The 26,790-nt window shown below is 44.3% G+C and carries 21 protein-coding genes; 8 read left to right on the plus strand and 13 right to left on the minus strand.

Features of this window, described 5'->3' with window-relative positions:
* Positions 1–15 precede the first annotated feature (15 nt).
* The 4 genes from BLR32_RS15845 to BLR32_RS15860 all read right to left on the minus strand — a co-directional run bounded on the left by BLR32_RS15845 (position 16) and on the right by BLR32_RS15860 (position 3,055).
* Positions 16–1,350 carry an MBL fold metallo-hydrolase gene (locus BLR32_RS15845; RefSeq protein WP_089833436.1) on the minus strand — a complete coding sequence of 445 codons (1,335 nt, stop codon included), beginning with the start codon at positions 1,348–1,350 and terminating at the stop codon, positions 16–18.
* A gap of 20 nt (positions 1,351–1,370) precedes the next feature.
* Positions 1,371–1,787 (minus strand): DUF6691 family protein, encoded by a 417-nt coding sequence (locus BLR32_RS15850; protein ID WP_089833438.1) that lies wholly within the window; start codon positions 1,785–1,787, stop codon positions 1,371–1,373.
* A gap of 1 nt (position 1,788) precedes the next feature.
* Positions 1,789–2,352 (minus strand): YeeE/YedE family protein, encoded by a 564-nt coding sequence (locus BLR32_RS15855; RefSeq protein WP_089833440.1) that lies wholly within the window; start codon positions 2,350–2,352, stop codon positions 1,789–1,791.
* Between the two features lie 64 nt (positions 2,353–2,416).
* Positions 2,417–3,055, minus strand: a complete 639-nt coding sequence (locus BLR32_RS15860) for a Crp/Fnr family transcriptional regulator (protein ID WP_089833442.1) — start codon at positions 3,053–3,055, stop codon at positions 2,417–2,419.
* 95 nt (positions 3,056–3,150) lie between these two features.
* On the opposite strand from BLR32_RS15860, the gene BLR32_RS15865 reads away from it, so the two are divergent.
* From BLR32_RS15865 to BLR32_RS15880, 4 genes are all read left to right on the plus strand, one after another.
* Positions 3,151–3,999, plus strand: a complete 849-nt coding sequence (locus BLR32_RS15865) for a hypothetical protein (RefSeq protein ID WP_143011486.1) — start codon at positions 3,151–3,153, stop codon at positions 3,997–3,999.
* A gap of 28 nt (positions 4,000–4,027) precedes the next feature.
* Positions 4,028–4,558, plus strand: a complete 531-nt coding sequence (locus BLR32_RS15870) for an isoprenylcysteine carboxyl methyltransferase family protein (protein WP_089833446.1) — start codon at positions 4,028–4,030, stop codon at positions 4,556–4,558.
* Between the two features lie 114 nt (positions 4,559–4,672).
* The gene (locus BLR32_RS15875; protein WP_089833448.1) at positions 4,673–5,992 is read left to right on the plus strand and encodes a cytochrome ubiquinol oxidase subunit I; all 1,320 of its coding nucleotides are present in this window, start codon (positions 4,673–4,675) and stop codon (positions 5,990–5,992) included.
* Between the two features lie 12 nt (positions 5,993–6,004).
* Complete coding sequence (locus tag BLR32_RS15880) at positions 6,005–7,021, plus strand: cytochrome d ubiquinol oxidase subunit II (protein WP_089833450.1); 1,017 nt, start codon at positions 6,005–6,007, stop codon at positions 7,019–7,021.
* A gap of 73 nt (positions 7,022–7,094) precedes the next feature.
* On the opposite strand, the gene BLR32_RS15885 is transcribed toward BLR32_RS15880, so the two are convergent.
* The gene (locus tag BLR32_RS15885; protein WP_089833452.1) at positions 7,095–7,517 is read right to left on the minus strand and encodes an immunity 22 family protein; all 423 of its coding nucleotides are present in this window, start codon (positions 7,515–7,517) and stop codon (positions 7,095–7,097) included.
* Positions 7,518–8,372: 855 nt separating this feature from the next.
* Here BLR32_RS15885 and BLR32_RS15890 point away from each other — a divergent pair.
* The gene (locus BLR32_RS15890; RefSeq protein ID WP_089833454.1) at positions 8,373–9,773 is read left to right on the plus strand and encodes a right-handed parallel beta-helix repeat-containing protein; all 1,401 of its coding nucleotides are present in this window, start codon (positions 8,373–8,375) and stop codon (positions 9,771–9,773) included.
* A 102-nt stretch (positions 9,774–9,875) separates the two neighbouring features.
* Here BLR32_RS15890 and BLR32_RS15895 read toward each other — a convergent pair whose 3' ends face one another.
* The 5 genes from BLR32_RS15895 to BLR32_RS15920 all read right to left on the minus strand — a co-directional run bounded on the left by BLR32_RS15895 (position 9,876) and on the right by BLR32_RS15920 (position 21,570).
* A complete protein-coding gene (locus tag BLR32_RS15895; RefSeq protein ID WP_089834181.1) occupies positions 9,876–11,225 on the minus strand; it encodes a DNA/RNA non-specific endonuclease in 1,350 nt (449 codons plus the stop codon).
* A gap of 434 nt (positions 11,226–11,659) precedes the next feature.
* Positions 11,660–16,195 (minus strand): TonB-dependent receptor plug domain-containing protein, encoded by a 4,536-nt coding sequence (locus BLR32_RS15905; protein ID WP_089833458.1) that lies wholly within the window; start codon positions 16,193–16,195, stop codon positions 11,660–11,662.
* Between the two features lie 5 nt (positions 16,196–16,200).
* The gene (locus tag BLR32_RS15910) at positions 16,201–18,741 is read right to left on the minus strand and encodes a TonB-dependent receptor (protein WP_089833459.1); all 2,541 of its coding nucleotides are present in this window, start codon (positions 18,739–18,741) and stop codon (positions 16,201–16,203) included.
* A gap of 245 nt (positions 18,742–18,986) precedes the next feature.
* Entirely contained in the window at positions 18,987–20,585 is a 1,599-nt protein-coding gene (locus BLR32_RS15915; RefSeq protein ID WP_089833461.1) for a c-type cytochrome, read from the minus strand.
* Between the two features lie 130 nt (positions 20,586–20,715).
* Positions 20,716–21,570, minus strand: coding sequence for a DUF4349 domain-containing protein (locus BLR32_RS15920; RefSeq protein WP_089833464.1), 855 nt, complete (start codon positions 21,568–21,570; stop codon positions 20,716–20,718).
* A 117-nt stretch (positions 21,571–21,687) separates the two neighbouring features.
* Between BLR32_RS15920 and BLR32_RS34055 the strand changes: the two genes are divergently transcribed.
* The gene (locus BLR32_RS34055; protein ID WP_176842303.1) at positions 21,688–21,861 is read left to right on the plus strand and encodes a hypothetical protein; all 174 of its coding nucleotides are present in this window, start codon (positions 21,688–21,690) and stop codon (positions 21,859–21,861) included.
* Position 21,862: 1 nt separating this feature from the next.
* Positions 21,863–22,144, plus strand: coding sequence for a hypothetical protein (locus tag BLR32_RS15925; protein ID WP_089833466.1), 282 nt, complete (start codon positions 21,863–21,865; stop codon positions 22,142–22,144).
* Position 22,145: 1 nt separating this feature from the next.
* Here the strand turns inward: BLR32_RS15925 and BLR32_RS15930 are convergent, their stop codons facing one another.
* Positions 22,146–22,373: a hypothetical protein gene (locus tag BLR32_RS15930; RefSeq protein ID WP_089833468.1), complete on the minus strand. Its 228-nt coding sequence runs from the start codon at positions 22,371–22,373 to the stop codon at positions 22,146–22,148.
* Positions 22,374–22,440: 67 nt separating this feature from the next.
* On the opposite strand from BLR32_RS15930, the gene BLR32_RS15935 reads away from it, so the two are divergent.
* On the plus strand, positions 22,441–23,523 hold the full coding sequence (locus tag BLR32_RS15935) for a metallophosphoesterase (protein WP_089833470.1): 1,083 nt from the start codon (positions 22,441–22,443) through the stop codon (positions 23,521–23,523).
* 18 nt (positions 23,524–23,541) lie between these two features.
* On the opposite strand, the gene BLR32_RS15940 is transcribed toward BLR32_RS15935, so the two are convergent.
* The gene (locus tag BLR32_RS15940) at positions 23,542–24,525 is read right to left on the minus strand and encodes an aldo/keto reductase (protein WP_089833472.1); all 984 of its coding nucleotides are present in this window, start codon (positions 24,523–24,525) and stop codon (positions 23,542–23,544) included.
* A 92-nt stretch (positions 24,526–24,617) separates the two neighbouring features.
* Positions 24,618–26,783 (minus strand): outer membrane beta-barrel protein, encoded by a 2,166-nt coding sequence (locus tag BLR32_RS15945; RefSeq protein WP_089833474.1) that lies wholly within the window; start codon positions 26,781–26,783, stop codon positions 24,618–24,620.
* Positions 26,784–26,790 lie beyond the last annotated feature (7 nt).

Genomic DNA, 26,790 nt, shown 5'->3' on the forward strand with positions numbered 1-26,790 from the left:
TATATGACGGATTGGTTAGAAGGATTTGATATGTTCACCGATGTCAGTGATCTCCAGGTTATCCGGCAATGCTGCTTCGAGTATGCTGCTGGCGGCGGCGCTGCGATATCCTCCTGCACAGTGAACGGCGATAGGTTTATCCAGCGGTATCTCTTTAAGCCTTAGGCGTAGTTCTGACAGCGGAATACTGATGGCATGACGGAAGATCGGCTTCTTTTTTACTTCAGATGTATTGCGGACATCAACGATGGTATATTCGTCAGTGTGTTGCCCGAAGTAGTCTGCATCAAAAGGTGTCTGTTTTTCGGAGCCGGTCTGCATGACAAGTCCTGCTTTGATAAATGTCTCATAGCCGATCCTGGCTGTACGTTCCATTGCCTGTTGTAAAGAACGGGTATCCGCTGTCAGCAGGTAGAATGGTTCATGTGGTGGGAGTATGGCACCCAGCCAGGTCTCAAATTTTCCGTCAAGCATCAGGTTAAAGGAACCGGGCAGATGGCCTTCTTTAAAGTTCGCGGCAGGTCTTGTATCTATCACGATCTCTGAAGGGATAAAGTTTGCTGCCGGCTTTGTAATACGGATGCCCGATAAAGCAGCCTGCAAAGCAGGTGCTCCCTGGCGGTTAATCTCCACATCATAGGGGAAATACTGTGGAATAAATGGCTGATCTTCCAGTAATATGCTGACAAACTGGTCCAGCTCCATTTCCTGTACAGACCAGTTGTTTTTTCTTTCCTCGCCGATTGTAGACTGATTGGCATCGCGGAGGTCTTTACCGCATAAGGTGCCTGCACCATGGCCCGGATAAACAATCACATCATCTGCCAGTACCATCAGTTTCTCACGAAGAGAGTAGTACATCTGTCCGGCCAGTTCTTTGCGGAGCGCCTTAAGGTTACCTGAATTTTCCCGCAGGTCAGGTCTGCCACAGTCGCCGATAAAGAGCGTATCACCAGTGAATACAGCATGGTCTTCTCCATTATATGCAAGCAGAATAGAAATGCTGTCAGGCGAATGACCGGGCGTATTGAGCGCTTTAAAGGAGAGTGCTCCTGAAGTAATGGTTTGTCCTTCGTCAAAGGGCTGATGCGCATAAGCTGCGCCTGTTTGTGCCGAGCAATAAATGACAGCGCCGGTCAGCTCATGTAACTCCAGGTGACTACTGATAAAATCAGCATGTGGATGTGTTTCAATCACTGTGGTGATTTTCGCATTATTGGCCGTGGCATACTCTAAATAAGGACGGATATCCCTGGCCGGATCGATCAGGATGATGGCTGATTGATCTTCGTCGAGAATTGCATATGAATACTGTGAGAGTGCTTTATCTTCAAATTGTTGAACCTTCATGTTGTTGTTTTTAAATCCCTTTAATGAGGAAGACGATCTTTTATAACGCCATATGTATATGTACCCAGTAATGCACCTGCAATAACGAGCAGCATGACAGGAAAACCCTGGCCTAACAGTACAAATATTGGTCCGGGACAGGCGCCGGTAAGTGCCCAGCCTAATCCAAAGATGATGCCACCGGTGAAATAGCGTTTCCACTGCAAGGCTTTGTCCTGAAAGGTAATAGTGGTCCCATTGATATCTTTTAAACCGTAACGTTTGATCAGGAATATAGTAATGATCCCGGTGATAACGGCAGAGCCGATAATGCCATACATATGAAAGGACTGGAAGCGGAACATTTCCTGGATACGGTACCATGAAACCGCCTCGGATTTGCTCATAATAATGCCGAACAATATACCTGTGAGAATGTACCTGATACTTTTTATCATCTTAAAATATTAGCGGGTAAAAGAGATGCGTCATGATCAGTCCTCCGATGAAGAAACCGGTAACAGCAATCAGTGAAGGCAGCTGCAGGTTGGATAATCCACTGATGGCATGACCGGAAGTGCAGCCACCGGCGTAACGGGAGCCAAGCCCCACAAGAAATCCTCCGGCCACGGGAATAATCCAGCCTTTAGCGGTTAGCAGGACCCCGGAGCCAAATAACTGGGAAGGAGCAGTCAGGCCGTCAAAGTGGATGTGTAATGCCTGCAGGTCGCGGATAGTGGCAGCAGAAAGCTGTAATGCGCCGGGAGACGACAGCCAGTGGCTGGCAATGAACCCACCGGCGACAGCTCCTGCAAGGAAGAGCAGGTTCCAATACTGGGCTTTGTAGTCGAATTGAAAAAAGGGCACCTTTTTACCTGCTCCGGCCAGGCTGCATATTGTGCGGAAGTTGGATGAAACCCCGAATGATCTTCCGAAAAAGACCAGCAGCAGCATAATGGCTGCAATAGCGGGGCCGGAAGCATACCAGGGCCATGGTTGGCGAATGTAATCAAGGATTGTCATGAGCAACATTATATGTTTATAATGCAAAGCTCAGGGATCAATCAGACGATTTCGGTGACTAAGGTCACATAGGTAACATTTGTATATAATTTCTGTGCAATTGCAGTTTGTTTTGCTGCTCCATCTTCTTGAGCAGGCGGGATATCACTTCCCGGGAGGAATTCAGATCGATAGCAATCTCCTGATGGGTGATGAACAGTTTGTTGGTTTTCAGGGCCTTTTGCTGGTTGGCAAGGTAAACGACCAGTCTCTCATCCATGCCCTTGAATATGACCTGGTCTACTATACTTAGTAGTTCCTCAAAGCGGCTGCGGTAGGTTTCTACTACAAAGCTATACCAGCTTTTATACTCCTGCATCAGGTTTTCCATCATTTCCAGCGGTACCATGATGACAATACTGTCTTCTATGGCTTTGGCCATGATCTCGCTGGTCTGATGTGGCCTGGTGGCACACACCATAGACAGTGCACAGGCATCGCCGGGAAGCAGGTAATACATGAAGAACTCATGGCCTTCTTCGCCTTCGCGATATAACTTCAGGCGTCCATCCACTACCAACATGGTGGAGCGGAAATACTGGCCGGTCTGGATCATGGATTCACCTGCGGTGATTGATTTCGTAACACTGTTAGCTGCGATCTGTTCTTTTAATCCTTCTTCAAAGTGCGGAAAGTATTTGTCGAGATATGCCCTGGTATCCATGGTTGGTTGTTTACTGCAGGCAAGGTAAAGAATGTATTCAATAAGAGCTGGCTTATGGAGGAATTATATAATTTTGTGATATAAACAGGTAAGCAGTGAGACCCTTATTTTTTATTATTTGTTTAATACTGGCTGGTTGTCATGCGGGAATGCAGGCGGAACAGCAGAAAGATTCCCTGGCAACGACCAGACCCACAGATACGCTTTATGAAGACGCTAAGGGACCCGAGAACGTTGCTGAGAATGAGGGAGATCTGGATAATGATAGTATAATAAATATCGTTTGTTCAGAAGCATTAACGTATGCAGGCAAACATTTACAAGATGGCAATTATCATTACGAATTCGAACGCTTTTCAGTGAAAGCATCTATGGCTTTTGGACATCTGTTTGAAGCAGGCAAATCCCATTTGCATGTCAGGAGCAGTGCTGAAGGGGGAAATGTACTTGATAATGTTTATTTGCTGGAGAACAATAGCTTTAAATTAATTTCTACTGATACTATCGCATATCTGGAGTTTACATCAGATAGTATTGGGGATGTAAACGGGGATAAACTCAGGGATTATATGGTTGTAACCTATTCTTCTTCGGGATGTTGCCTACGATATGTATATAATGTGCGTACTTATGACGCTTCGACAGGCGGATTTAGCCATCTGTATAATTTCTACAATCCTGACTTTTTCCCGGAGGAAAAAGTAGTTCGTGGGGTGGGGTATGGCCATCCCGGCGAAGTAGAATTGTATAAATTCAAGTGGAATGATACCGTTTTGGAGACTATAGAACGTATTTATAGAGATCCGGAAAACAACAAGCAGTTTATCAGGATGCGTGGAGAAGATGGTGGTGAGCCTTCATCGCGAAACGGAGAAGTGTTGAAGGCAGTTCCTAAGGAATATCTTAATATCGATGGATACGACTGGTTTATGTATAAAGAATAGACTTTTCCAATAATATAATAATTACTCAATGAAGACCATTATCCTGACTGTATTTTTTCTAACTGTTCTGTTGCGTCTTATCAGCAGTGTCATTTCCGGTATCAACGAGCGTAAGCTTAAGAAAATGGGTGCCGTGGAGTATGGCAAGCGGAATTCCCTGCTGCTGATAGTTGCGCATGTACTGTTTTACCTGTCCTGTATTACAGAAGGCTCCATGAAAGGCGCTTTCTTTTACGACAATATCAGCTATACCGGATTGACGATCTTTGTGGCATCCGTTGCCATATTGTATTATGTGATCTATTCTTTACGGCATATCTGGACATTGAAACTGATCATTGCACCAATAGAATATCATACGATCAACAAATCCGCCTTATTCAGACTGGTTAAGCATCCTAACTATTATCTGAGTGTGCTGCCTGAACTGGTCGGATTTGCATTGTTCTTTCATGCCTGGATAACACTGGTAGCGGGAATGGCCATTTACCTGATCCCGCTGGTTACCCGGATAAGGGAAGAAGAAAAGGTCATGAAGTCGCAGTTTAACGATTATTAATATGAAGGCGCTAATACAAACAGCGCCTTTTTTATGCTTGTTTATGCCGAAATGATAATTGTCATAGTCGCCTGTTCTGTATTTAGTAGTTTTGAGGTGTAAATTGAATTTACGATGAATGATTTTATAGCCGCCAGGTCGCAGATGGCGCTGTCATTAGGGTTTCATATTGTATTCTCCTGTATAGGGATGGTGATGCCCTTTTTTATGGCGGTTGCGCACTTTTACTGGCTCAGGACAAATGATGTTGTATACAGGAATATTACCAAAGCGTGGAGCAAGGGAGTGGCCATCTTTTTTGCCACAGGAGCGGTATCAGGGACAGTGCTTTCTTTTGAGTTAGGGCTGCTGTGGCCGGAGTTCATGAAGCATGCGGGACCGATATTCGGTATGCCCTTTTCACTGGAAGGAACAGCATTTTTCATAGAGGCGATTGCGTTAGGATTCTTCCTGTATGGGTGGGGAAGGTTCAATAAATGGTTCCACTGGTTCACCGGTGTGGTAGTGGGTGTAAGCGGGCTGGTATCTGGTATACTGGTGGTTGCTGCCAATGCATGGATGAACAGTCCGGCAGGATTTGACTATGTGAATGGACAATACCTGAATATAGATCCTATAAAAGCCATGTTTAATGATGCCTGGTTCTCACAGGCGTTGCACATGTGTATTGCAGCTTTTGTAGCAACGGGATTTGCGGTGGCAGGTATTCATGCATTGATGATCCTCAGGAAAAAGAATGTGCGTTTTCATATGCAATCATTCAGAATAGCTGCTGTCTTTGCCTGTGTTGCGGCTTTGTTGCAACCGTTAAGCGGAGATATTTCTGCAAAGGATGTGGCCAAAAGACAGCCGGCAAAGCTGGCGGCTATGGAAGCGCATTTTCATACAGAAGCTGCTGCACCATTGATCGTAGGTGGTATACCTGATAGCAAGGCCAAGGAAGTAAAATATGCGCTTAAACTACCCGGTATGCTAAGCTTTATGGTGCATAGCGATTTCCAGACACCTGTGACGGGACTGGATAAAATACCTGAACAGGATCAGCCGCCGGTAGCAATCACACACTATGCTTTCCAGGTGATGGTAGGCTTAGGTATGCTGATGCTGGCGATTTCGCTGTGTTATTTTGTTGCCATCTGGAAGAAGCGAAGCTGGTTGCAGAACAACTGGTTGTTACGCTTATTTGTGCTGGCAACGCCAATGGGATTTATTGCTGTGGAGGCAGGATGGACGGTAACGGAAGTGGGGCGCCAGCCATGGATTATTAACGGCATTATGCGTACTGCAGATGCGGTTACGCCGATGCCGGGCATTGTGTATTCCTTCTATATTTTCACAGCAGTATATATTTCGCTGTCGCTGATAGTAACATTTCTGCTGTACCGGCAGATAAAAATGGTAGATAAATTATATGATGTTTCACCCTCCCTTTAAAATTTCAGTAGCATGATTTACGTAGTGATCGCATATTTATGGGCTGCCATTTTATTATATATACTGCTGGGCGGTGCAGATTTCGGGGCAGGGATCATAGAATTATTCACATCAAATAAGAATAAACAATATACACGTACCACGATGTACCAGGCAATTGGCCCGGTATGGGAGGCTAATCATATGTGGCTGATCATTGCAATAGTGGTGTTGTTTGTAGGTTTTCCGGAGATCTATACAACGGTATCCACGCATCTGCATATTCCGCTTGTGATCATGTTATTTGGTATTATCGCCAGGGGAACAGCTTTTACCTTCCGGCATTATGATGCGGTGGTAGACAATATGCAGAAGGTCTATAACAAGATCTTTGTATACTCCAGTTTTGTGACGCCCTTCTTCCTGGGGGTGATTGCAGCAAGTGCAGTTTCCGGCAGGATAGATACCGGTGCGGGGGACTTCCTTACCGCCTATATCTTCAGTTGGCTAAACTGGTTTTCGATAATGGTTGGCTTTTTTACGGTAGCCATTTGTGGTTACCTGGCGGCTATCTTTATTATCGGAGAAACAAAAGAGGATGCCAGCCGTATCCGTTTTATACGTAAGGCCAAGCAGATGAATGTAGCGGCTGTGGTATTTGGTGCGCTGGTGTTCTGGGCTGCGCATTCGGAAGGAATTCCACTCGACGAATGGTTGTTTGACAACGCAGTAGGGGTGATTGCACTGATAGCGGCATTACTTTCACTGGTGTTGTTGTGGTACCTGCTGTTAAAGAAAGGAAAGGTCTATATTATCCGTGTGCTGGCAGGGTTCCAGGTAACGATGATCCTGTTGGCCATTACCTTGCGGCATTATCCTAATATAGTGATCCTGAAAGGTGGGCAGTATCTTTCCCTGATGGAACATGCGGGGCAGGAGAAAACGATCTGGTCCCTGGCTGTAGCTTTATTGTTAGGCAGCATTCTTATTCTGCCCGCTTTGTTTTACCTGATATATAGTTTCCAGAAGAATAAAGGACAATGGCATTAGTCTTCAGTCTTAAATAAACGAAGGTCTCACATATTGTGAGGCCTTCGTTGTTATTACCGTCTTTTACAACCGTTTACTGGTTTTCGATCTCAAATTTTATAGTACCAATAAAACTGAAGGGCAACTGCTGTTGGGGCATGTTGACCAGGGAGAATATATGCTCGTTGATAGCGCCGTATACATCCTGTTTGCCATACAGGAATATAATGGTATTGTGCGCGGATAATGAATCGTCATTGATCAATGGTGTAAGATGATGTTTAAAGTATTCACTAAAGGAAACACCATTGATAATCTCTTCAGGTTTCATTGCATTGTTAAAGGAAGCATATTCCAGAAAGTCGCTGTCAAAATGTTCCAGGCCTACAGCATCGCCGAAGCCGGACTGGCTGTTGCCATCTTCATCATACTTTACTTCCAGGTAATTACGCAGTTCTTTTTCATGGTTAAAATTTGCCAGCCAAACTGCGACAACATATTGTGCTTTCATCTTCATATTAGGTGTTTTGCCGATAAAGGTGTTTCAAAAATTAGCTTTCGCGCCGGTTTACTGTAGGGCTTGCAAAAACGGTTCCAGATGTGTTATTTGTTAGTTACCAGAGTGTTATATGCGGTTCAGAAGCTATACATTAATCTATTTTGGCAATAGCCGGGCTGAAGATTACACAAATTTTGTGTAATCATTGCGATTGGTTACTTCAGACAGTTGAGCAATCATTATCGGGAAAACTACGATAAGGCATATTTTCTCATTGAATACAATAATACGCGTCTTATTGTTTAGAACCTGCTGTGGTGACTGAAATAGCGGAGTGCCCCCTATAAGAAAATGAAGGAAATCTGAATCGTAACTTATGTATTATATATTTCTATTGTATATTCTTTACCGTTAGTAGAAAGATGATTAAGATGGATACTTCTCCGTTAGAAAAAGACTGATTTTTAATATATACTTTTCCGTTATAGACTAACCGGTCTTATTTAGCCCCTGCAGATTTATTTTATAATAAATTAACACATTAAGAAAATTTATGTATATTTATTTTGTATATTAGATATTGATAGTCTGGCTTTTGGAGCGAAAAAAAAGTTTTATTACACGTATAATATTTTAACTTCGCTCTCGTTTTGGAAAAAGTACTTTTGCTTGTTTTTTGAAAACTTTTAAAAGAAAAGGGGGTATTGTTATAAGTTAAATGCATTGCAGAGAAAAATTGCCAAATTTTAGAGAAAAATCAGTGTAAAACAACATTAGGGAAGATTTTAATATTTAAACCATATCGTTAGACCGCTTGCAGGGGGATATTGCAAGTATGACGGTCTGCATGAACCATAACATTATAGAAAAACCATGAAAATCAGACATGACTACCGCCGGCACGCGCTTATTGCCGCCGCAGCACTCCTTTCGTTTATTGTAGGATGTAAGAAAGAGGCAGACGAAAGTATCGATAAGACAATCGGGAATTCAGCGACAAGTGTCACTACGACAACAGGACGGACTTTTACATTAGTACCGGATGCATATGGAAGATTGGTTATTAACAATTCGGCCGGAACTTATAAACCAGGTGACATTATTAATTTGAAGGGGACCTTTAAAGCGGTTTTCATTTCTAACATGAGCGGAACAGCCACTGCTCCAATCATTTTCCAGAACCCATCAGGCTCCGTTTCCTATTTTGGGGATCCTGCCTGGGCAGGTGGAGGTTATCCATGTGCATTTGACTTTTCAAATTGCCATTACATTAAACTGGGTAGCCCGAATGGTAAAGCTTATATGGTAATCAATGGTTCTACCACGACTGCCAGAGAAGCGTATTTCAATATTCACCTCGGCAACCATACAGACAACTTCGAAATCTACAACCTGAGCATCAACAATGGTGGTACAGGTATCGTAGCGAAGACAGAACCTGTTAAAGGCGATGCAACTACTGCATATCCTAACTCTACTATGTACAACCTGAGTATCCATGGTATTTCCATCAACAACACCAGGAACGAAGCTATGTACTTAGGTCATACTGCCACCTACTGGGATCTCACAGCGGGAGTACCTTACTATGGTACTACAGCAGGTATGACTGCAGGTCACCAATATGTACAGCCAATCAAATGGAACGGTGTAAAGATTTACAGCAACATCGTATCTAACAGCGGTCTGGATGGTATTCAGACATCTGCAATGGATAACGTGGAAATCTACTCCAACACCGTGACCAATTGGGCTACACAACACAATTCCGCTCACAATGGCGGTATCCTGATCGGTGGACGTACAATGGGCACCAACACACACGACAACATCGTTCGTAATGGTTGGGGTGAACTGTGCCAGTTCTATGGATCAGGTACCAATCACATTATCAAGAACAACCTGTTCGCTGATAACGTGGGCGATGGTGTGAGCATGAGAGGTGCTGCCGGCGCTGCCGTACAGTTCCTGAACAATACTGTAGCTAATACAGGAGGTAACACTCTGCGTATCAATGGTTATACCGGTCAGACAGGTAAAAACATTGTAAATGGTAACGTTTTCATTGCTCCACTGAAAGGTGTGGGTACAATCTATCCTAAGTATTACATCTATCTTGAGAATGGTGCAATAGTATCTGAAGGTACAGGCTCACTGGCAAACTTTAAGTTCGCTACAGTAGCTGCTTCTGGTACCACTGCTACCAACTATTACCAGATCACCAATAAGACGCTTACAAGCGGTTACACATCCGGGTATGTGAAACTATACTAAGAGCGCAATAATTACGGATTAGCATCATGATTGAAATATTGCCGGAATCATGGCATTATGCAATTTATGATCCTAATCCGTAATTTTTTTTATCCGTTACTGTTACTGATTATCTACCTGTGCTTCCACAACCTGCTGGATGCTTGCAGGTACGTTAGATAACAGATCATAGCCGGTTGCGGCTTCTATCGCATCTACACTGGTGCGGTAACTTTTCCAGTCAGTTCCGATGCTGTTGATATTAGGCGTATTTACTGCAATCACACGTGTGGATGTGCTAATGCGGCTAAGGTCATTGTTACCATTAGATATAACAACAATTACTTTCCATACGTTGGATGGGACTGTTACATGACCATTGTCTATCGTAGTTGTAGTACCTCCATTGCTTCCGGTGCCTCCGGTACCATAGTTCCCCATTATTACATACACTTCGTTGCCTGCTGTAACAAGCGAGCGGGTATATATTTCCAGGTTATTCCATGTCTGTTGATTGTTCTGCGGAGCCTGCGGGATCATGTTGGTCATCAGGAAGGTGGAAGAATTGGCTGTAACGGTTGATGTCCTGTCGGCAGACGGACAGTTATGTCCGCGGTCGAAACCACTGCCGGAATAACTGGTAGCGCCTACCTGGTACCATCCCGAAGGCAGGCTGGTATTAGCTCTGAAGTCATCCTGACGTGCGGCGCTTCCGAGATCGGAGCTGCTGATATGCCAGCTTACCCAATTGGGTGTCCCTCTGACATTATTATAGGACTCCACATAATACGTCTGATCCATCAGGTAATTGGTAGGATAGGAGGTGCTGGCCACTGCTCCACTCGGATTACCGAGTAGTAGGTGACTGTCATCTCCCGGGGTACCACCACCGCCTGAAGTGCCGGTGCTGATGGTAATGTTGTCGATGTTAATACGGTTGCTGCCACCGGATATCTTACGGATAGACAAGCGGATGTTGCCTGTTACGCTGAGGGTGAAGGTGGCCGTTTGCAGGGTAGTAGACGAAGTGGTAACCGTACTACCGGTCTGGGTGTAGGTGCTGCCACCGTCGGTGGAGATCCAGAGCTGCCAGGTACTGCTGCCGTCAGAACCAAATACGCCGTGCGAAATGGTGATGGTGTTTGCACCGGTGGCATTGAAGTTCATGGTAACAGATCCTGTATTCCGGATACGGGCAGAGGCTGCGCCCGTTTTTCTATCTGTTGACAGATTGCCGATAAGTGCCTCATCGAAGTACCAGCTGCCACTGCCAAGTGTTACGTTAGCACCTGCGTAAGCAGTTTTAGTGCCCGATTCAAAATCTTCCGTCAGAGAGACCGCCGCCGCGGATACTTCGTTTACCATACCTTTTACGGGTGGTGTAGGTTGTGGCGTGATCTCTTCTTTTGTACAGGAAGCAATAGTGAAGGAAAGGACTGCTATCCAGATCAGTCTTGGGGAAAGGGTTTTCATGGTGTTTTGAGTTTTGACTGTTCTAAAGGTATGGATAGTGGCTGCAACAAGGAACAGTTTAGTATTAGTTTTCAATAAAATAACATTAGTTATAGAAATGCTAAAACCGTTTATCTCTCTTGTTTGAGAAAAAAATAGCTCATAACAAAAAATTTACATTTACCCCGAAAGCTTATGTGAGAAGTTATATGAATCATGTATATGTATAATGAGCACCGGAAGAAGACAAAATGTGTACGCTTCTCCGTCAGCTTTCATTTTCATGATCACTATTATGGAGTTTGCTAGCCTCAACTGTTCTTGCATATACGATTTAGCAGGCCGATGCACTAACGGAAATTGTTGAGCTTCGGGCATCGTGTTTGACATAAATAAAAAGAGGCTGTCCGCCAGAGCGGAACAGCCTCGTTGCCATCAATCATGCCAGATAGATATTATTGTGCTATTGTTATCTCGGTACCTGGATTCCAGTGTTTGTATTCAGGCATATAGTAGAGATAAGTAGTACTGGCTCTACCTCTGTATTTGCCTGCAATTTCTGCTTTCAGGTCAAGATTGACCTGCTTTGTTTCTCCTGCTGCAAATCCCATCCAGTATAACACCAGGTAGTTGTCAAAGATCTCGTAATAAGCCACCTGATTTTTTTCCATGATCTCTTTTAATTGCCATGGCTGCACGGTTAACCCGGCTGGTATCCCAATCTTGGCGATGCTCATGGGTTGTAAGTAATCTTTGATGTTCTTCACTTCTACCTGCAATCTCACTGTCTCACCCACTTTTGCAGTATTGGCAGAGAGATGGGTTGCCAACTTCAACTCTGCTTCGGGATTATCCGGTGGCAGTAAAGTATAATAGGCCAGTTCCAGCTGATAGGGTACACCATCTTTTTCGCTGGCGTATTTTACAGAGAAAGTATTGTCTCCTTCTTTGATGTTGGTGATGATATTCTTTCCTGCAAGTGTTGATTCGTTATTTACTTTTATTTCAATTTTTGATGCAGCGGCCATTTCGCCTGTAAGTTTTCTGTATTCAACGATGGCCTGTAATGCAAGTATAGTAGCCTGTGTAGACCCATATCCATAATAGGTCTTTTCACCAAGTATACGGGATATCACATTGGCAATAGCTGCCAGGTCCGGAGATTTTGCTCTTGTCAATGCAATGGCATACAGCGCCATTGTTTCTACTTTAAGAGATTGTGCCCTTGAGTTGGTTACGCTTGTTTCCGATTGCAGTTTCGTTTCCTGCAGGGCTGTCATCAGTTGGGCATAATCTTTTTCATTCTTCATATTGCTGGCAGCAATGGCCATCATCGCCTGCTGATATGCATCTTTGCTGTTCAATGCCTGTTTAACGGCAGTTTCATATTCCAGCTCTATTTCATTGCCAATACCTGCCTGTGTAAGCGCATATACGATATAGATGTTGGCAATCTTGTCAGGTACGGAAGCAAAGGCATCATAACCGTTTTTAACGATGTTAAATGTGCCTTTACCATCTCTGCGACTTAACAGGAACTCCTTCGTACGGTTTAGCATACGACTGTCGACATGAACGAATTCCTGCATGTCTGTGAACTCCAGCAGGCCATAGGCCGTAAGCGCTTCATGTGCAGGTGTCTTGCCAAACCATTCAAAACCGTTTTCAGCAGTTTCAAACCCGATCAGGCGTTGATAGCCGTCCCTGATATATTTCAATGCCTTTTTCTCAATGGCTGGATTGCTCTTATTAGCGGAACGAAGATATTTCAGGATGTAGATGTTAGGATAGGTGCTGGAGGATGTTTGCTCAAAGCAACCGTAAGGTTCTCTAAGCATGGATTCTATATCATTCAGCAGCTGTCCTTCGAGGTCGTTGAACACTTTCAGTTCTGTAGCCAGACTGCCTGCCATCATATTTCCTAAGGTAAAGCTGGTAGTGGCTGACTTATTACCGGAAATAGTCGTAATAACCGGGAACCCATTACTGTTCACGCTAATTGGCAGTGAGATCTTTTCTGTACCTGTCTCTGTGGACACAACAAATTTGATGTCACCTGTAACAGCAGCAGTGGCTTTTACTGGAATAAGCACCTGTGTAGCGCTGTCTGGCAATATGCTAACGGCGTTGTTATAGTTACCAACAACCATATTATCCGGCACTACTGCACTGATATCGGCAGACATAGCCCTACTGCTACTGTTCCTGATAACAAGCGGAATGAGTGCATTATCGCCAATAGTCATATAAGGCGGTATCTTGGCATCTATACTCATAGGCGGCTGTACGGCATAGGTCATTTCTGTTCTACCCAGTTTACCATTGTACCCGATGCCTTCGGCGATAGCGCGGAAAGTAGTAGTGGCGTCTGAGTTATAGAACTCAATCTCTGCATCTCCGTTTTTGTTAGTTTGTACTACCGGGTTCCAGTAGATCGTTTCCCTGAAGTCATCTCTTTCTTTCGTTTCAGGGGAATAATATTTTGGAGCGTAGAACCGCCTGGCTACTGTATAGGCATTATTCTTTGCCTGTACGGATTGTGAGGCATAGTAATAAGTACGGTCCAGGTTGATAACAGTTTTAGGCGTTTTTGCATCTCTGGTAGTAACAAGGATGACTCCATGTGCTCCTCTGCTGCCGTATATAGCGGTAGCATCAGCGCCCTTGAGAACATAAATACTTTCGATGTCATTTATATTAGTAATATCATCCAGATTCCTGATTGGAATACCATTTAGTACATACAAGGGTTGATCTGCTCCGGACACAGAGTTGATACCTCTGATCTTTATATTTGCCCCATTGGCCCCAGCTCCTGTGGCTGGCGTAATAGCTATACCGGCGACCCTGCCTTGCAGTTGTGTAAACGGATCAGCAGCAATAATCTGTTCCTGTTTCACCTGGGCAACAGCACCAGCCAGCACTTCTTTCTTTTGTGTTCCGAAGCCAATAACGACAACTTCCTGCAACCGTTTCTCGTCGCCATCAGGGAATGGCTTGTCAAATTTGTCCAGCTCTCTGTCCTTGGGAGTTTCTGCAGGTTTGGCTATTTCATTCAATGCCAGCAAGGGTGGAGGCAGGCGGTCATCATTATCAAACGGATCTCTTGTCTTTCTGGCCGGCATAGGTGCATAACCAGTACCCTGTTCCAGTATCCTGATGGTAACAGGTTCTTTTTTATGAGTGGCACGGGCAATGAGATGGTAGTTCAGGGCAGGAGTGATATCTGTGAAAAAGAAAAGGCCATCATCGCCCGTATTGTGCTGCACTGCATTTCCGCTGGTATAGATATGTGTGTCTGTACCGCTGATGAGGTATACTGTTGATTTTACCGGCTGGCCGTTTTTATCCAGTATAACACCGCTCAGCACATTATTGAGGTCGGGATTATATTTGGGCTTGCCTGTTTTTTCAATATAATCAATGTAATCAAAGTAACGGTAGCCATGTGTCAGCATGACCAGATCAAGGGACGGGATAGCTGCTTTTTCTTCCTGTTTGAAATAGAACTGGGGCTCCTCAATCTTTCCATGGAGCTCAGAGCTCATCAACAGCCAGGAGAGGATATGATCCTGCTTATCATCGGCGAGCGACCATAGTTTGTCATCTATTACTGATAATGAGAAGTTAGACGGTATCGGTTTTCCGTTTTCGTCCAGTGTTTTAAGATGAAGGGTTACCTTTTCACGAGGAAGGTATTGACTTTTATCGGCAGTTATTTTTACCTGTAATATCCTGTTGGGATGCAGGAATAGAATCCTTTCTGCAAGCGGGATACGCTGTTCATTGGTAATAGTGAACCGTGCGATACCAGCGGGGAAATCCGAAGGATCGACGTCAATCAGTTGTTCTCCTTTTTTAAGCGAAATCTCCTGCCGATAATACACGTCATCTTTGCTCCGGCCTGTCAGTCTTATCTTCATGTCCTGCGTAGCGCTTAATTTGAACTGCAACAGTTTTTCCTTTCTGTCAATGTTCATAACGATGCCCTTTTTTGCGGCAGCCGGCAGATCAAAAGGCTGTTTTATTCCCGAAGGGGAAATAATTCTCGCACTGTAAATTTTCCCTGCCTGCGGTGTGAAGGAGAATTGCCCCATACCGTCATGATAACTGGTAAAAGTGGCTGCTACATTTCCAAGATCGTCAAGTACTTCTCCATGAACGTCAGCAGGCTTACCGTATTCGTTAATGGCCTTAAATGCGATATTGGTAGGAATGTTCTCGATGAATGTACCTCCCTCTGGCATGAACTGCAGGTCGATCTTATTCAGTGCAATAGGGATACTTCTTGAAATAGCTTCTGTATAGGCGCCATAGTTGACGGTGATGTTCAGCATACCATCGTTTGTATTCAGATCGGCGGGTAGCTTGAAGCTGATATTGGCCTTGCCTTCCGCATCGGTTTTCGCCTTTGCATTTTCAATGCTTTTCCCACCGAGAGACACTGTATATTTTATCTCATAGTTTGGAATGGCTTTGTTAGACAGATCACGGATGGAATAGGCAGCTATTACTTCATCTCCCGGGCCATAACCTTTTCTGGGGAAGTCGAGTTTCATCATAACCCTGGGAGCGATCACCTTTTGCAGCGTGATCTCTTTGGTAAACCAGGTCGATTCTTTTTCGTTCCTCATCCAGGTGGTATAAGCTCTTATTTTATATAAGCCACCGGTAGCTGACTGGCCAAATTCATAATGTCCTTCAGCATATCCGTCGTCAATCCTGTAATTCAATTTCGCTAATACGCTACCTGAAGGACCAACTATCTCTACATACACAACACTACTGATCACAGAGGCCAGCTGGTTCTTCGCGTTTACCAGATAAACTTTAAAGAACAGGTCATCGCCGGGTTTAAAAAATACGTGATTGGTCTGTATGTAGATCTTTTCTTTATTATCGTTGTATGCTGCCAGCTGTGCAGTTCCTTTACCTGTGAAGGCAAGCAGGAACATAACCAGTAAGGCGTAAGCTTTTATATAGTGCTTCATGGGTCTTAGAATTGGAATGAGACATTAAATCCATAGGTCTTTGCAGCAGGCAGATTAAAGAAGTCAAGGCCTGTCGTATTAGGCTGATCAAACAACAGCTGATCAGGGTCTGCTCCTTTGTAGGCCGACCATAACAGGATATTGTTCACATATGTGGACAGGGTGAGCACCTCTTTATTACGATTCAGGTTGAATCTATGGCTTAGATTGACATTGTTCAACCTGAGATAATCTGTTTTTTGCACATATGCTGCTGCCACGCCTGATAAGCCGTACCTGGTCCAGCGGTTCTTTTCCACCGGCTGAGCAGGATCGTAAAAACTGACGGGTTTATCATTTACATGACCATCCTGACGTACGCCGTTAAATACATAGTTGGCAGTATTTCGTTGTGCACCTGTAAGTGCAGATCTCCCATAGTAATCGAGTGCTGCCTGCGTACCATTCCAGGTCTCGCCGCCTTTCTTCCATTCCCAGTTGGCCTGTAGTGTTAGTTTCTTCCACATAATAATATTGTTAAACTTTACTACAAAGTCCGGTATGGAATTACCAATGATCTGTGGGGTGGGATTTACCAGGGGAAATCCATCATCACCAATCACTGTTTTGCCGGAAGCGTCTTTCAGATAAGTGTTACCAACGATCACACCCAATGGGTGTCCCTGTACAAGTGCCTTGTGAACATTACTGAATCCCGCAATTGGTGTAAAATTGTCCCCTTCATTCACCCGTGTTACAGTAGTGTTGTACTTAAAAAAAGAAAGCGTACCGGAAAGGTTAACAGCTCTTCCTCGATTGTTATTGGAGGCTTGTAAGGATAGTTCAATCCCTTTATTCCTTAGGTCTGCTATGTTCTTCAGGAGTAGCGTTCCATTACTGTAAACAGGGAAAACATCATTACGGGTATTCTTAATATAGACGTTGGCATTGAATTGTAACGTATATGCATACGATAGGCTTAACGCTCCATTCCATTCTCTTTGATTGACAGGTGTCAGACCTTTGTAGCCGGCGGCCTCTATAACAGGACGATAGCTGAATGCCTGTTCCGTGGAGTATTGGAGCAGATTGGTATATGCCAGTGATTTGTCAATAGCCAGTTCGCTGCTGACTTCGTGATAGGAGGATGATATGTTCAATTCAAGGCTGGGAAGTAAGCCTCCTATTTTTAGTGCAGCGTCGAAAGCCGGTAGGATAAAGTCATTCTTTGATGCCGTATTGGAAAGATAGAATTTATTCCCGGCGTTTACTTTTAATTCAATATTTCCTTCGTGATAGGTATTGTTAAGCGTAAGGAAAGCGTCATGTGATGAACGCTGATAATTATACCGGCTTTCATCTGGTCTGTACCTTACGCGGGTGTTTGCATTGCCGTAGGTGTAGTATGCTCCCAGCTGGGAGTTAAAGTGATAATCATAATATTGAATATTGTAGAGTCCCTGTAATTGTAGCAGGTAGTCAAGATCTCTTTTATTCCTGTCAGTATACATACCATTGACCCAGCTCACCGTACCAGGCTTATAGCTTTCCACGGTGTTTTCCAGTACATATTGAAGCGACTGGGTAAGTTTAATATCAAAATCGGACCTTTTAAAGGCTAAAACAAGCGATGCATTCTGTTCTGTAAAGCGGTAACGATTGTTGTTGTCTTTCAGCAGGAACCATGGATTATCAGCCGTATTACTATAACTGCGTTGTGCATCTCCGATCATCGTGCCTTGTATGTTGCTGAAAGATGTTGGTGTAAGCAGCGCATTCTGGTAAGCCCTGTTCAGAAACCCTGTTCTGTTACCATTGGAAAGCTGGTCATGGTTGTACAGATACGAGCCCTTGATGGACAACCATTTGATGCTGGTGCCAAGGTCAACACCCAGTATTTGTGAGATGCTGTTGTTCTCCCTAATGATCGTATGTTCATTACGCTGTCCCAGTTTTAATCCAAAGTTCCAGGTACGTTTACCATATCTGAAAAGTTCTCCTGATAGTTTCAGTTGATGGGAATGGGCCACGGCAGTCCTGAAAATACTGTTATCATATGCAGTGGCGGTTTTTCCGATCCCGGTTCCCAGTGGAACCAGCCTCCCGTTCTGATCGTATGGATAGTTATTGCCATCAAATTCCAGCGAATGTATATTAGGCCCATAACTAAACATTTCCCCGGTTTCAGGACCTCTCCAGGCAGGAGCGCCGTTCACACCGCGGCCCTGTACAAAGTCTGTTTGGAGTTCCGGTAGCCGGTTATGGGTTTTGACCTCTACACTTCCGTTATAAGACGTAGAAAGGCTCAGGTATCGGGTATACTGGGGGGATATCTGGATACTATTGTCCGATACTTTTACACGCCTGATAGAAAAGTCAGGATGGAACTGACCTTTCAGCTTCAGGTATATATTTCTGTTATTACTGACAGAATCTACGGGGTCGATGCTACCTCTAAGCTTTCTTACCTGCTCCATATAGTCCTCGGAGACGATGGGCTCCACACTGCTACGTACCTGTGCGGCTGCGAGGGCGGGAAGTAAGAGAAGGAGTAAAGTAAATTTCAAGGTATCAGATTTTAGGTGATATAAATATAGTGATTCCGGTGGTCCATGTTCCGGCTGTATGATGCAGGGGGTAACAGGATTCCATAAAATGGGGAAGAAAAATATAAGAAGCTGGTTATTATGAGGTTTTGGGAGAGTGATCCGGCTGAAAACTGATATGCTTTCAGCCGGGGTATAGGATATTTAAAATCTGCTGAGAGGTATTGTGCCTGCCGTCATTATCAATTCTTTCAATATCTCCGCCATCACTTTGCATGAGTAACACAGTTACAGTATTCCTTCATGGCTTGTACCCGTTGTGCTTCCTGTAACAGTGCCTGTTTTTGAGGGGAAGGCTCTTTTTTATTAATCCTGGTAAAGAAGTCTGGCAGTTGCAGGCCGGCAATCTGTTTTTGGATGTCGATTGCTGAAATAGTGTCCATTGTGAGGGTGATAGCCTGGCTTTCTGCCGTGATAAAGCTGGCACTACCAAAGTACAACTGTGGATTATTCTTATTTTCTCCGATAGCTACAATATATGCTTTGACACCTTGTGGAAGAGGAATGGTTCCATCTTCCTCATAAAATCCGTAGAGATTACTGTCTTTCAGATATCCTCCTTCCGTCATTATTTTGTGTGAGGGAATTACCAGGAATACCGAAATGCTTTGGTCTTCTTTTTCAGCAATGCTGACAGTCAGTTTAGCTGGGCTAAGGTCACTGGCGGTTTTCAATGCCATATCTATATTATACCACCCGAAAGTATTGATATCTACTGTATAGTAAAATGATCTGTTGTATTTCGGGCTTATCAGGTTTTTGTATACTATAGCTGGTAAGGTATCTGGTATAACATCGCCTGTTAAAAGCTGATTGCCGGCATTCAATATCGTATCCGTTATTTTGATGAAGTTATCATCATTATCCGCTTCGCTGGCCAGATCAAATATGATATTGTAATACTCACAGCTATCGGGCTGGATAGAGGCATTTTGGGAAGAGTCACATGATGAATCAGAAATATCATCTTTTCTAATGTACGCCAGGATATCACTGATATCCTCGTTGGTCAGGATTGTGAATGCAGGCATTGCCTGCTTATTATATTGGTTAAACAGGTTAACAGAGTACCTGTGCCCACTGGCAATCAACTCACCACTGTTACGAACAAAGCGAAATAGTGCGGTCGTATCATTATTCCACCGTTGCATTACACCACGCAAAGCAGGGCCCGTAAGTTTTACATGTGGATGATGGCACGAAGCGCAGTTTTGTCGAAATAGTGTTCCGCCGTGCTGACTATCATCAAAATTTGAAGTTTCATCTATCTCTATCGCGTCCGTAGGGGATGTGACCGCAAGATCAGCGGGAGAGGAACCAGACGTGTCCTGTTTTGTAGATAGCGGTTGCGGATCAACCCAGTTAATGCCATTCTTTTCGGTTTCTCCCTTGTAAAGCTGCATACCATCTACCATTTTACCAGTCGGAATCTGTATCTGCAATGGCTTCAATATGCTCACCTTTGCATCTTTAGCCGCATTAATATAGATCATACCACCACTCTGTAATGGTTTTCCATTACTCTGGGTACGAAGACCTGCTATCAGCATCTGTTCTATGGTAAGTGCCTCTTTTACTTCCAGCCGGGCGGTTTTACCATCGTCTGTCTTTAATGTATGTGCAGGAATAGTGATGATAGTACCCCCATTTAACGCCAATACAGTGTCCCTTTCTGTATTAACATCAAATAGTTGTGATGGAAGTTTGGAGGGATTAAGCATGGCTGGCAAAGGACGTATAGAGGATAACGAGTTACAGCTTGCTAACAGGATCAGCAAGGCACAGGCACGGAATAAATTGTTCATGGTAATAGTTTACATAGTATGAAAGTAAGATCGTACCAGATATCAGAATATGATGAAAGTCATCTTTGTAAATTATACGCGAAAAAGTGCCCTGTTGTTACAGGACACCCTTCAACAATCCGAAACAGCTTTAATTTTTTACAATCATTCTCCGGTAACCAAACCATCCTGCAACCAGTACTATAATAAACGGCCAGCAGGAAAGTAGGAATACAAAAAGATTACTGAGCGTTTCCGTACCTAATATCAGCGCTGTTAATGTTCTTGTACCAAAACCGGCACGGGTAACCTTATCAGGATTGACGATCACCTGTATGTCTGCCTGTTGTGGCTGAAACAGCTGAACAGAGAAAGTAGCATAATGCACATCATCCAGGATGGCCAGGTTAGCAATTCTGCGGTCTGTGCCTTCATCATATCGCTGGTCCTGGTAAGTGGCTACATCCAGCGCAGTACCTTTAGGTGTGGGTTTCAAAGCCGCGGATGCAGGTGCATCGTTCTTCAATGAATTGGAAAGATACAGTAGTGTTTTGTCCTCATCTTTCAATGTGCGGTAATCAATGAAAGTGGCCATAGACGTTAGTGTATGCACGACAGAATCAAGACTGGCCGCAGGTACACGCAAAGTGAGATTCGCCGTAGGTGTATACAGTTGTATACGCTTTAATGAATCTGCAGAATATGGTACATCCTGCGTCATAGCCACATCATTGTGCATCGTGCTTTCTGCAATCATTCCATTTACGCCGATAACGGTATGTTCCAGCACTGACAATGAATTGAATACATTGCTGACACGGCATCGCACATCGGCTGTACGCACCCTTTTACGGGAAGGGGAATTCAGCGCAGTAATGTCATTGGCTAGACCTGTGGAATCAGCCGTAGCTACATAAGCATCTTCCTCTTTAGAAAGACTTGATGGCGCGCTTGAACATGCGGCAGCCAGCAGCACTGGTGCCATTAAATATAGGGGAATACGCATAAATGGTGTTTACATTTTATACTGCAAACAGGCAAAAGGTAACCCTTAAAAGAAATGTTAAAATGAAGGATGAATTGGAACCGTTTTTGTGATGACTACCGCATTAAACTTTATAAGATGGCAGAGAATAAACCAAAACAGGACGATCAGCAACCTGTGGAAGAGCACACGGGGGAACAAAAGCCCATCGACGAAAAGGCGGAGAAATATATTAAAGAAGCAGGCAGTATTGAAGATGTACCGAATGCTGAAGAACAAAAGGAAGCAGAAGATAAAATGAAAAAAGACTAGTATGGTAAGAGTATACTTTAATCCTGACTATACCCTGGACTCTCCATTGACAGATGATGACGTGAAGATCGAAAATCTACAGCATATCGCTGATGTGGATGTAAACGATCTGCGTGAGGCATTTGAGCTTTGTCAGAATACGGACCAACCGTGGACGAGCAGAAGTGAGGTGAGACCTGATGCCGTTGTAGCAGATGGTACCCGGTCTGTAGCGCCGGGAGATGTGCTGGAGTTTGAAGGAGAATGGTACTTGGTAGGAGCGGCCGACTTCCAGCGGATCTGAATCACATGGTTTCAAGCTCAATTAATTCTCCGATCTCTTTAGCCCGGGGCGTAAGCTGTTCCCCCTCATACCAGTTCTCGTTGCCATTCTCATCTGTCTTGATACTGATGTTCAGATGCCCGTCTTCTCCGGTTACATATACAAGGAATGTCCGCTTCCCATTGGTGTCCTCAACGTCTACCCGGGTATCCTCCCCGTTATAGGGGATATAAAATGTTTTGCGGTTCATTGTTTTATGTTTTACTTAGATGCCTGAAAAACTATGCCAGAACGGTAAGCAATCTTAGCTATTAGGTATGAAGAAATTTATAAGGAACATTATAGTACGGATGTCAAACTCGGTATCTTCCAAACCGGACAAACAATTGGTATTCGATTCATTGTCGCAGCTATATAAACAGATATGTGATGGAAAGAAGGACAAGGGACTTGTATTAACATGCGATTATGAAAAAACTTCTATTATCATTTTTTCTGATCAGCATAAAGGAGGTAAAGATGGTTCGGACGATTTTATACTGGCAGAAGCCTCCTATCTTACTGCTTTACGTTACTACTACGAGAAAGGATTTACATTGGTAAACCTGGGCGATTGTGAAGAGCTGTGGGAGAATAAGCCATCTGCAGTCGTGGAAAAGAACAGGGTATCCCTGCTGGAGGAAGCCCGCTTCCTGCAACAGAACCGGTATTACAGGATAGTGGGTAACCATGACCTGGAATGGAATTATCAGGTGCCGAGAGACATGTATCTGAAACCTTTGTTTGGAAAGGAGCTTAAGATCTATGAAGGCCTGGTGCTGAAGATGAAGTATAAAGACGCTGATGAGACCATCTTTTTAGCACATGGTCATCAGGGAGATCTTAGAAGCGACGGCAATGCCTTCAGTAAATGGTTTGTAGCGGCTATCTGGACACCTGTACAGCGTTGGTTTGATGTCAGACTGGACACCCTTTCTGATAATTTTGACCTGGTGGATGAACATAATATTATCATGTATGAGTGGAGCCAGCAGTATAAGAAAACACTATTGATATCAGGGCATACACATAAGCCGGTATTTGCTTCTATGGATCATATTGACCGGCTCTCCAAGCAGCTGATAAAGGCAACTGAAAAGAAGGATGAGGAACGTATAAAGATCTTACAGGAGGCATTGGAAAAGAGAAAGGCAGAATATGCCGGCAAACATTTCGTAAAGACAATGCTAAGCCCCAGTTATTTTAATACCGGTTGTTGCTGTTTCAGTGATGGAGATATTACGGGTATAGAGATTGCCGAAGGGTTTATCCGACTTATCAAGTGGGAGCAGGAGGGAAAGAATATCAACAGGATAGTACTGGAAGAAGCGCCGCTGGATTACCTGTTTGACCAGTTATAAGCAGCGGCGCCCGTTTGTTTAATCCTTATCCAGGAATGATTTGTGTGTTTCGTTGTACCTGTCGCCTACATTCGGATATTTTGCCAGCAGGTCTTCGATTGCCTGTTTATCAGCAGATGAAAGGGTGATATTCACCGCTGCCGCATTTTCTTCCAGGTATTTTCTTCGTTTGGTGCCAGGGATCGGGATAATATCTTCTCCCTGGTTCAGTACCCAGGCCAGCGCCAGTTGTGCAGCTGTACAATGTTTAGCGGCTGCCAGTTCTCCAAATGCCTCTGCCAGGTTCCTGTTGTTCTCAGCATACTCGCCCTGGTACCGCGGTAATGATTTTCTGAAGTCATTTTCTTTCAGTGTGTTTACATCCAGTGTGTTGGTTACAAGGCCACGTGCCAGCGGACTGAATGGAACGAAAGAGATCTTTAACTCATGGCAGAGCGGAAGGATCTGATCTTCTACGTCTCTTGTCAGCAGAGAGTACTCACTTTGTAAGGCTGAAATAGGATGTACGGCATGTGCCTTACGGATAGAGTTTACCCCAGCTTCAGATAAACCCAGGTACCGCACCTTTCCTTCCTTTACCAGGTCGGCCATCGCTCCCACTGTTTCTTCAATGGGTACTTTCGGATCAACACGATGTACATAATAAAGATCGATCACGTCTGTCTGTAATCTTCTGAGGCTGTCTGTTACTGCCTTTTTCATATAAGCAGGTGATCCGTCGAAGCCTGAAGGTTGGCCATCAGCGAAGGTAAAGCCGAATTTGGTAGCGAGGAATATTTTTGACCGGTTCGGCTTTAATACTTTGGCTACCAGTTCCTCATTTTTACCGTTGGCATAAACATCCGCTGTATCCCAGAAATTGATGCCCAGTTCAATGGCCCTTTCCAATGTAGCGATGGATTCAACATCGTTTGCTTCACCATAAGCATGGTTCATGCCCATGCATCCCAGCCCTATTGCAGACAATAGGACGTCTGTGTTACCTAGTTTCCTGAATTTCATGAGACCGTCGTTTGGGTTAATGTTTTTCTGTTTAGTCGTTCTCTAAAGATACAAACTAATGTGCAGATCGGTCTAACGGAATCTTCAGGTAACTAGTTGCCGTCGTCATTTTTAATGCCGCGTTTATTCTTTTGAATACCCTGCCTGAGTTTGCCGAAATTATAATTGAGGCTCATATTCACAGTACGGAAATATTCCTGTGTACGGGTGTCTTGTGTGAACAGGATACCGTTTGTTGTTATACGGTTATCACGGTATTGTGTAAACGGATTATTAATAGCGGCCGAACAGGATAACCTGTCTTTTATCAGCTCTTTATTAAACCCGAAAGAGGAGCTGACCATCGCATTCGCATAAGCCTGTAATGACACCTGGTTACGACCGATGACATTCAGCGATGCATTCAGTCGCCATCCTTTGTCCAAACGTGCGGCAATAGCGGTGTTCACCATATGTATCCATGTGTTCAGTTTAACAGCTGTTGCATTTTGCTCTCCTTTAACAGAGATATAGACGGTATTACCGTTGATGTTAAGGTTTAGCCAACGCAGGATAGGATAGTTGATACTGTAGTTGAGTGCAAGGCCGCCTCCTTTCACATTATTTTCAATAGTTGAGCGGGTGATATAACGGGCCGTATCAAAAGCGGCTATTTCCATGAACATGTTATTGTTGTAGGAATAGCTGATGCCGGCATTGACAGACATCTTTCCTGACCAGCTGTAGCTGAGCTGGAAATCGGTGATAGACGTAGGCTGCAGCGCGGGATTACCTGTTGATTCACTCGAAGGATTAGACTTATCTGTGAATGGATTGAGCCGGTAGATATTGGGCCGTTTCAGGCGTTTGGTAATACCCAGGTTCAACGAGCTGTTATTGGTCAGTTTCCGGTTGATGAGGAGGGAAGGAAGCACATTCAGGAACTGCTTGTGCACATGCATTGAGTCACTCTGAAATGCAGCGCTCATGAACGTCTGCTCAACACGTACACCCCCTTTTACATCCCATTTTTTTGTGGAGAAGGTGTAAGCATTATATGCACTGAAAACGTCCTGGTTGCCATTGAAACGGTTCGAGGAGGGATCAGGCTCAAACTTCCCTGAAGAGGGTTGATAATATTCATAGCTGTAGTCGCTGGTATTAGTGCGCCATATTCCTTTCACACCTGCTTCCATACTGAACTTCCTGAAGCTACGGACATAATCTATCTGAGCGGCGTGCTCGCGGAAGGTTTCGTTGTCATACTGCCGGTAACCGGGATTGAAATAATTGATGGTGTCAGTAAAGGTTTGCTGGTAATCCTGGTCCTTGCCGTTGGTGGCATAACGGTAGGAAAAGGTGAGGAGATTGTTCTTATTCTTCCTGGAAGTGATCTGGTAGTTAATACCGGCATCCATGCTGTTACCTTTACCCTCGTCGTTATTGTTAAGATAATAATGTTGAAGGGTAGTATGACTGTTGCTGAGATCAGAAAGCAGATATCCTTTGCCATCGGAATTGTCGCCGCTGATGTTGAACTGCGCAGTAAGCAGGTGCAGACTATCGGCCTCAAAACTGATCTCTGTGCCTAAATAGGCTGATTTACGCCCCGAACGCCTGTCGCCTTCCTGTTCCAGGTAGGCCGGTGATTCTCCGCCTGAATGGCGCTGCATATCGTTTCTTGCATGTGGACGGTCGGATTTGCTGGCGCCGCCAAAAGCAGAGATACCCAGTTTCCCGCTTTTAAGGGCGAAGGATGCGCCTGCTCCCGGTCCATTGGCAGGGAACTTTTCGCTGAGATTAATAGTGCCATTGTAACCATCTGCTTTTCTTTTAATGGTGACAATGTTAATGATGCCACTAAGTCCTTCGCCATCATATTTGGACGGTGGCGTGGTAATGACCTCTATCTGCTGGATGGTAGATGCGGGAACGGTACGGAGTAACTGGGAAGGATCTCTTTCCAGCAGGGCAGAAGGCTTGCCGTTGACCAGGATGCGGAAGCTGGTATTGCCCTTCAGAAGAATATTGCCCGACACGTCTACGGATAGGTAAGGCACTTTACGCATGATCTCCAGTACGTTACTGCCTTTACTGTCAGGATCGGCCTGCATGTCATAAATGAGACGGTCGATTTCCCGGCGGATAATCGGCTTTTGCGCCGTGACAGTAACCGTCTTTAACCCTTTTATATGGGATGAATCCGGCGCCTGTGCCATGGCTGTCAGACTGCCCGCAAGCAGGAAGACTGTGTATACTGGTCGTAGTTGTTTTTTCATGGTAACG

Source organism: Chitinophaga filiformis, from assembly GCF_900102545.1.
GTDB lineage: Bacteria > Bacteroidota > Bacteroidia > Chitinophagales > Chitinophagaceae > Chitinophaga > Chitinophaga filiformis.

Coding starts and splice junctions, on each gene's coding strand:
- BLR32_RS15845 (WP_089833436.1), bottom strand. CDS start 1,350: ATGAAGGTTCAACAATTTGAAGATAAAGCACTCTCACAGTATTCATAT.
- BLR32_RS15850 (WP_089833438.1), bottom strand. CDS start 1,787: ATGATAAAAAGTATCAGGTACATTCTCACAGGTATATTGTTCGGCATT.
- BLR32_RS15855 (WP_089833440.1), bottom strand. CDS start 2,352: ATGACAATCCTTGATTACATTCGCCAACCATGGCCCTGGTATGCTTCC.
- BLR32_RS15860 (WP_089833442.1), bottom strand. CDS start 3,055: ATGGATACCAGGGCATATCTCGACAAATACTTTCCGCACTTTGAAGAA.
- BLR32_RS15870 (WP_089833446.1), top strand. CDS start 4,028: ATGAAGACCATTATCCTGACTGTATTTTTTCTAACTGTTCTGTTGCGT.
- BLR32_RS15875 (WP_089833448.1), top strand. CDS start 4,673: ATGAATGATTTTATAGCCGCCAGGTCGCAGATGGCGCTGTCATTAGGG.
- BLR32_RS15880 (WP_089833450.1), top strand. CDS start 6,005: ATGATTTACGTAGTGATCGCATATTTATGGGCTGCCATTTTATTATAT.
- BLR32_RS15885 (WP_089833452.1), bottom strand. CDS start 7,517: ATGAAGATGAAAGCACAATATGTTGTCGCAGTTTGGCTGGCAAATTTT.
- BLR32_RS15890 (WP_089833454.1), top strand. CDS start 8,373: ATGAAAATCAGACATGACTACCGCCGGCACGCGCTTATTGCCGCCGCA.
- BLR32_RS15895 (WP_089834181.1), bottom strand. CDS start 11,225: ATGAAAACCCTTTCCCCAAGACTGATCTGGATAGCAGTCCTTTCCTTC.
- BLR32_RS15905 (WP_089833458.1), bottom strand. CDS start 16,195: ATGAAGCACTATATAAAAGCTTACGCCTTACTGGTTATGTTCCTGCTT.
- BLR32_RS15915 (WP_089833461.1), bottom strand. CDS start 20,585: ATGAACAATTTATTCCGTGCCTGTGCCTTGCTGATCCTGTTAGCAAGC.
- BLR32_RS15920 (WP_089833464.1), bottom strand. CDS start 21,570: ATGCGTATTCCCCTATATTTAATGGCACCAGTGCTGCTGGCTGCCGCA.
- BLR32_RS34055 (WP_176842303.1), top strand. CDS start 21,688: ATGGCAGAGAATAAACCAAAACAGGACGATCAGCAACCTGTGGAAGAG.
- BLR32_RS15925 (WP_089833466.1), top strand. CDS start 21,863: ATGGTAAGAGTATACTTTAATCCTGACTATACCCTGGACTCTCCATTG.
- BLR32_RS15930 (WP_089833468.1), bottom strand. CDS start 22,373: ATGAACCGCAAAACATTTTATATCCCCTATAACGGGGAGGATACCCGG.
- BLR32_RS15935 (WP_089833470.1), top strand. CDS start 22,441: ATGAAGAAATTTATAAGGAACATTATAGTACGGATGTCAAACTCGGTA.
- BLR32_RS15940 (WP_089833472.1), bottom strand. CDS start 24,525: ATGAAATTCAGGAAACTAGGTAACACAGACGTCCTATTGTCTGCAATA.
- BLR32_RS15945 (WP_089833474.1), bottom strand. CDS start 26,783: ATGAAAAAACAACTACGACCAGTATACACAGTCTTCCTGCTTGCGGGC.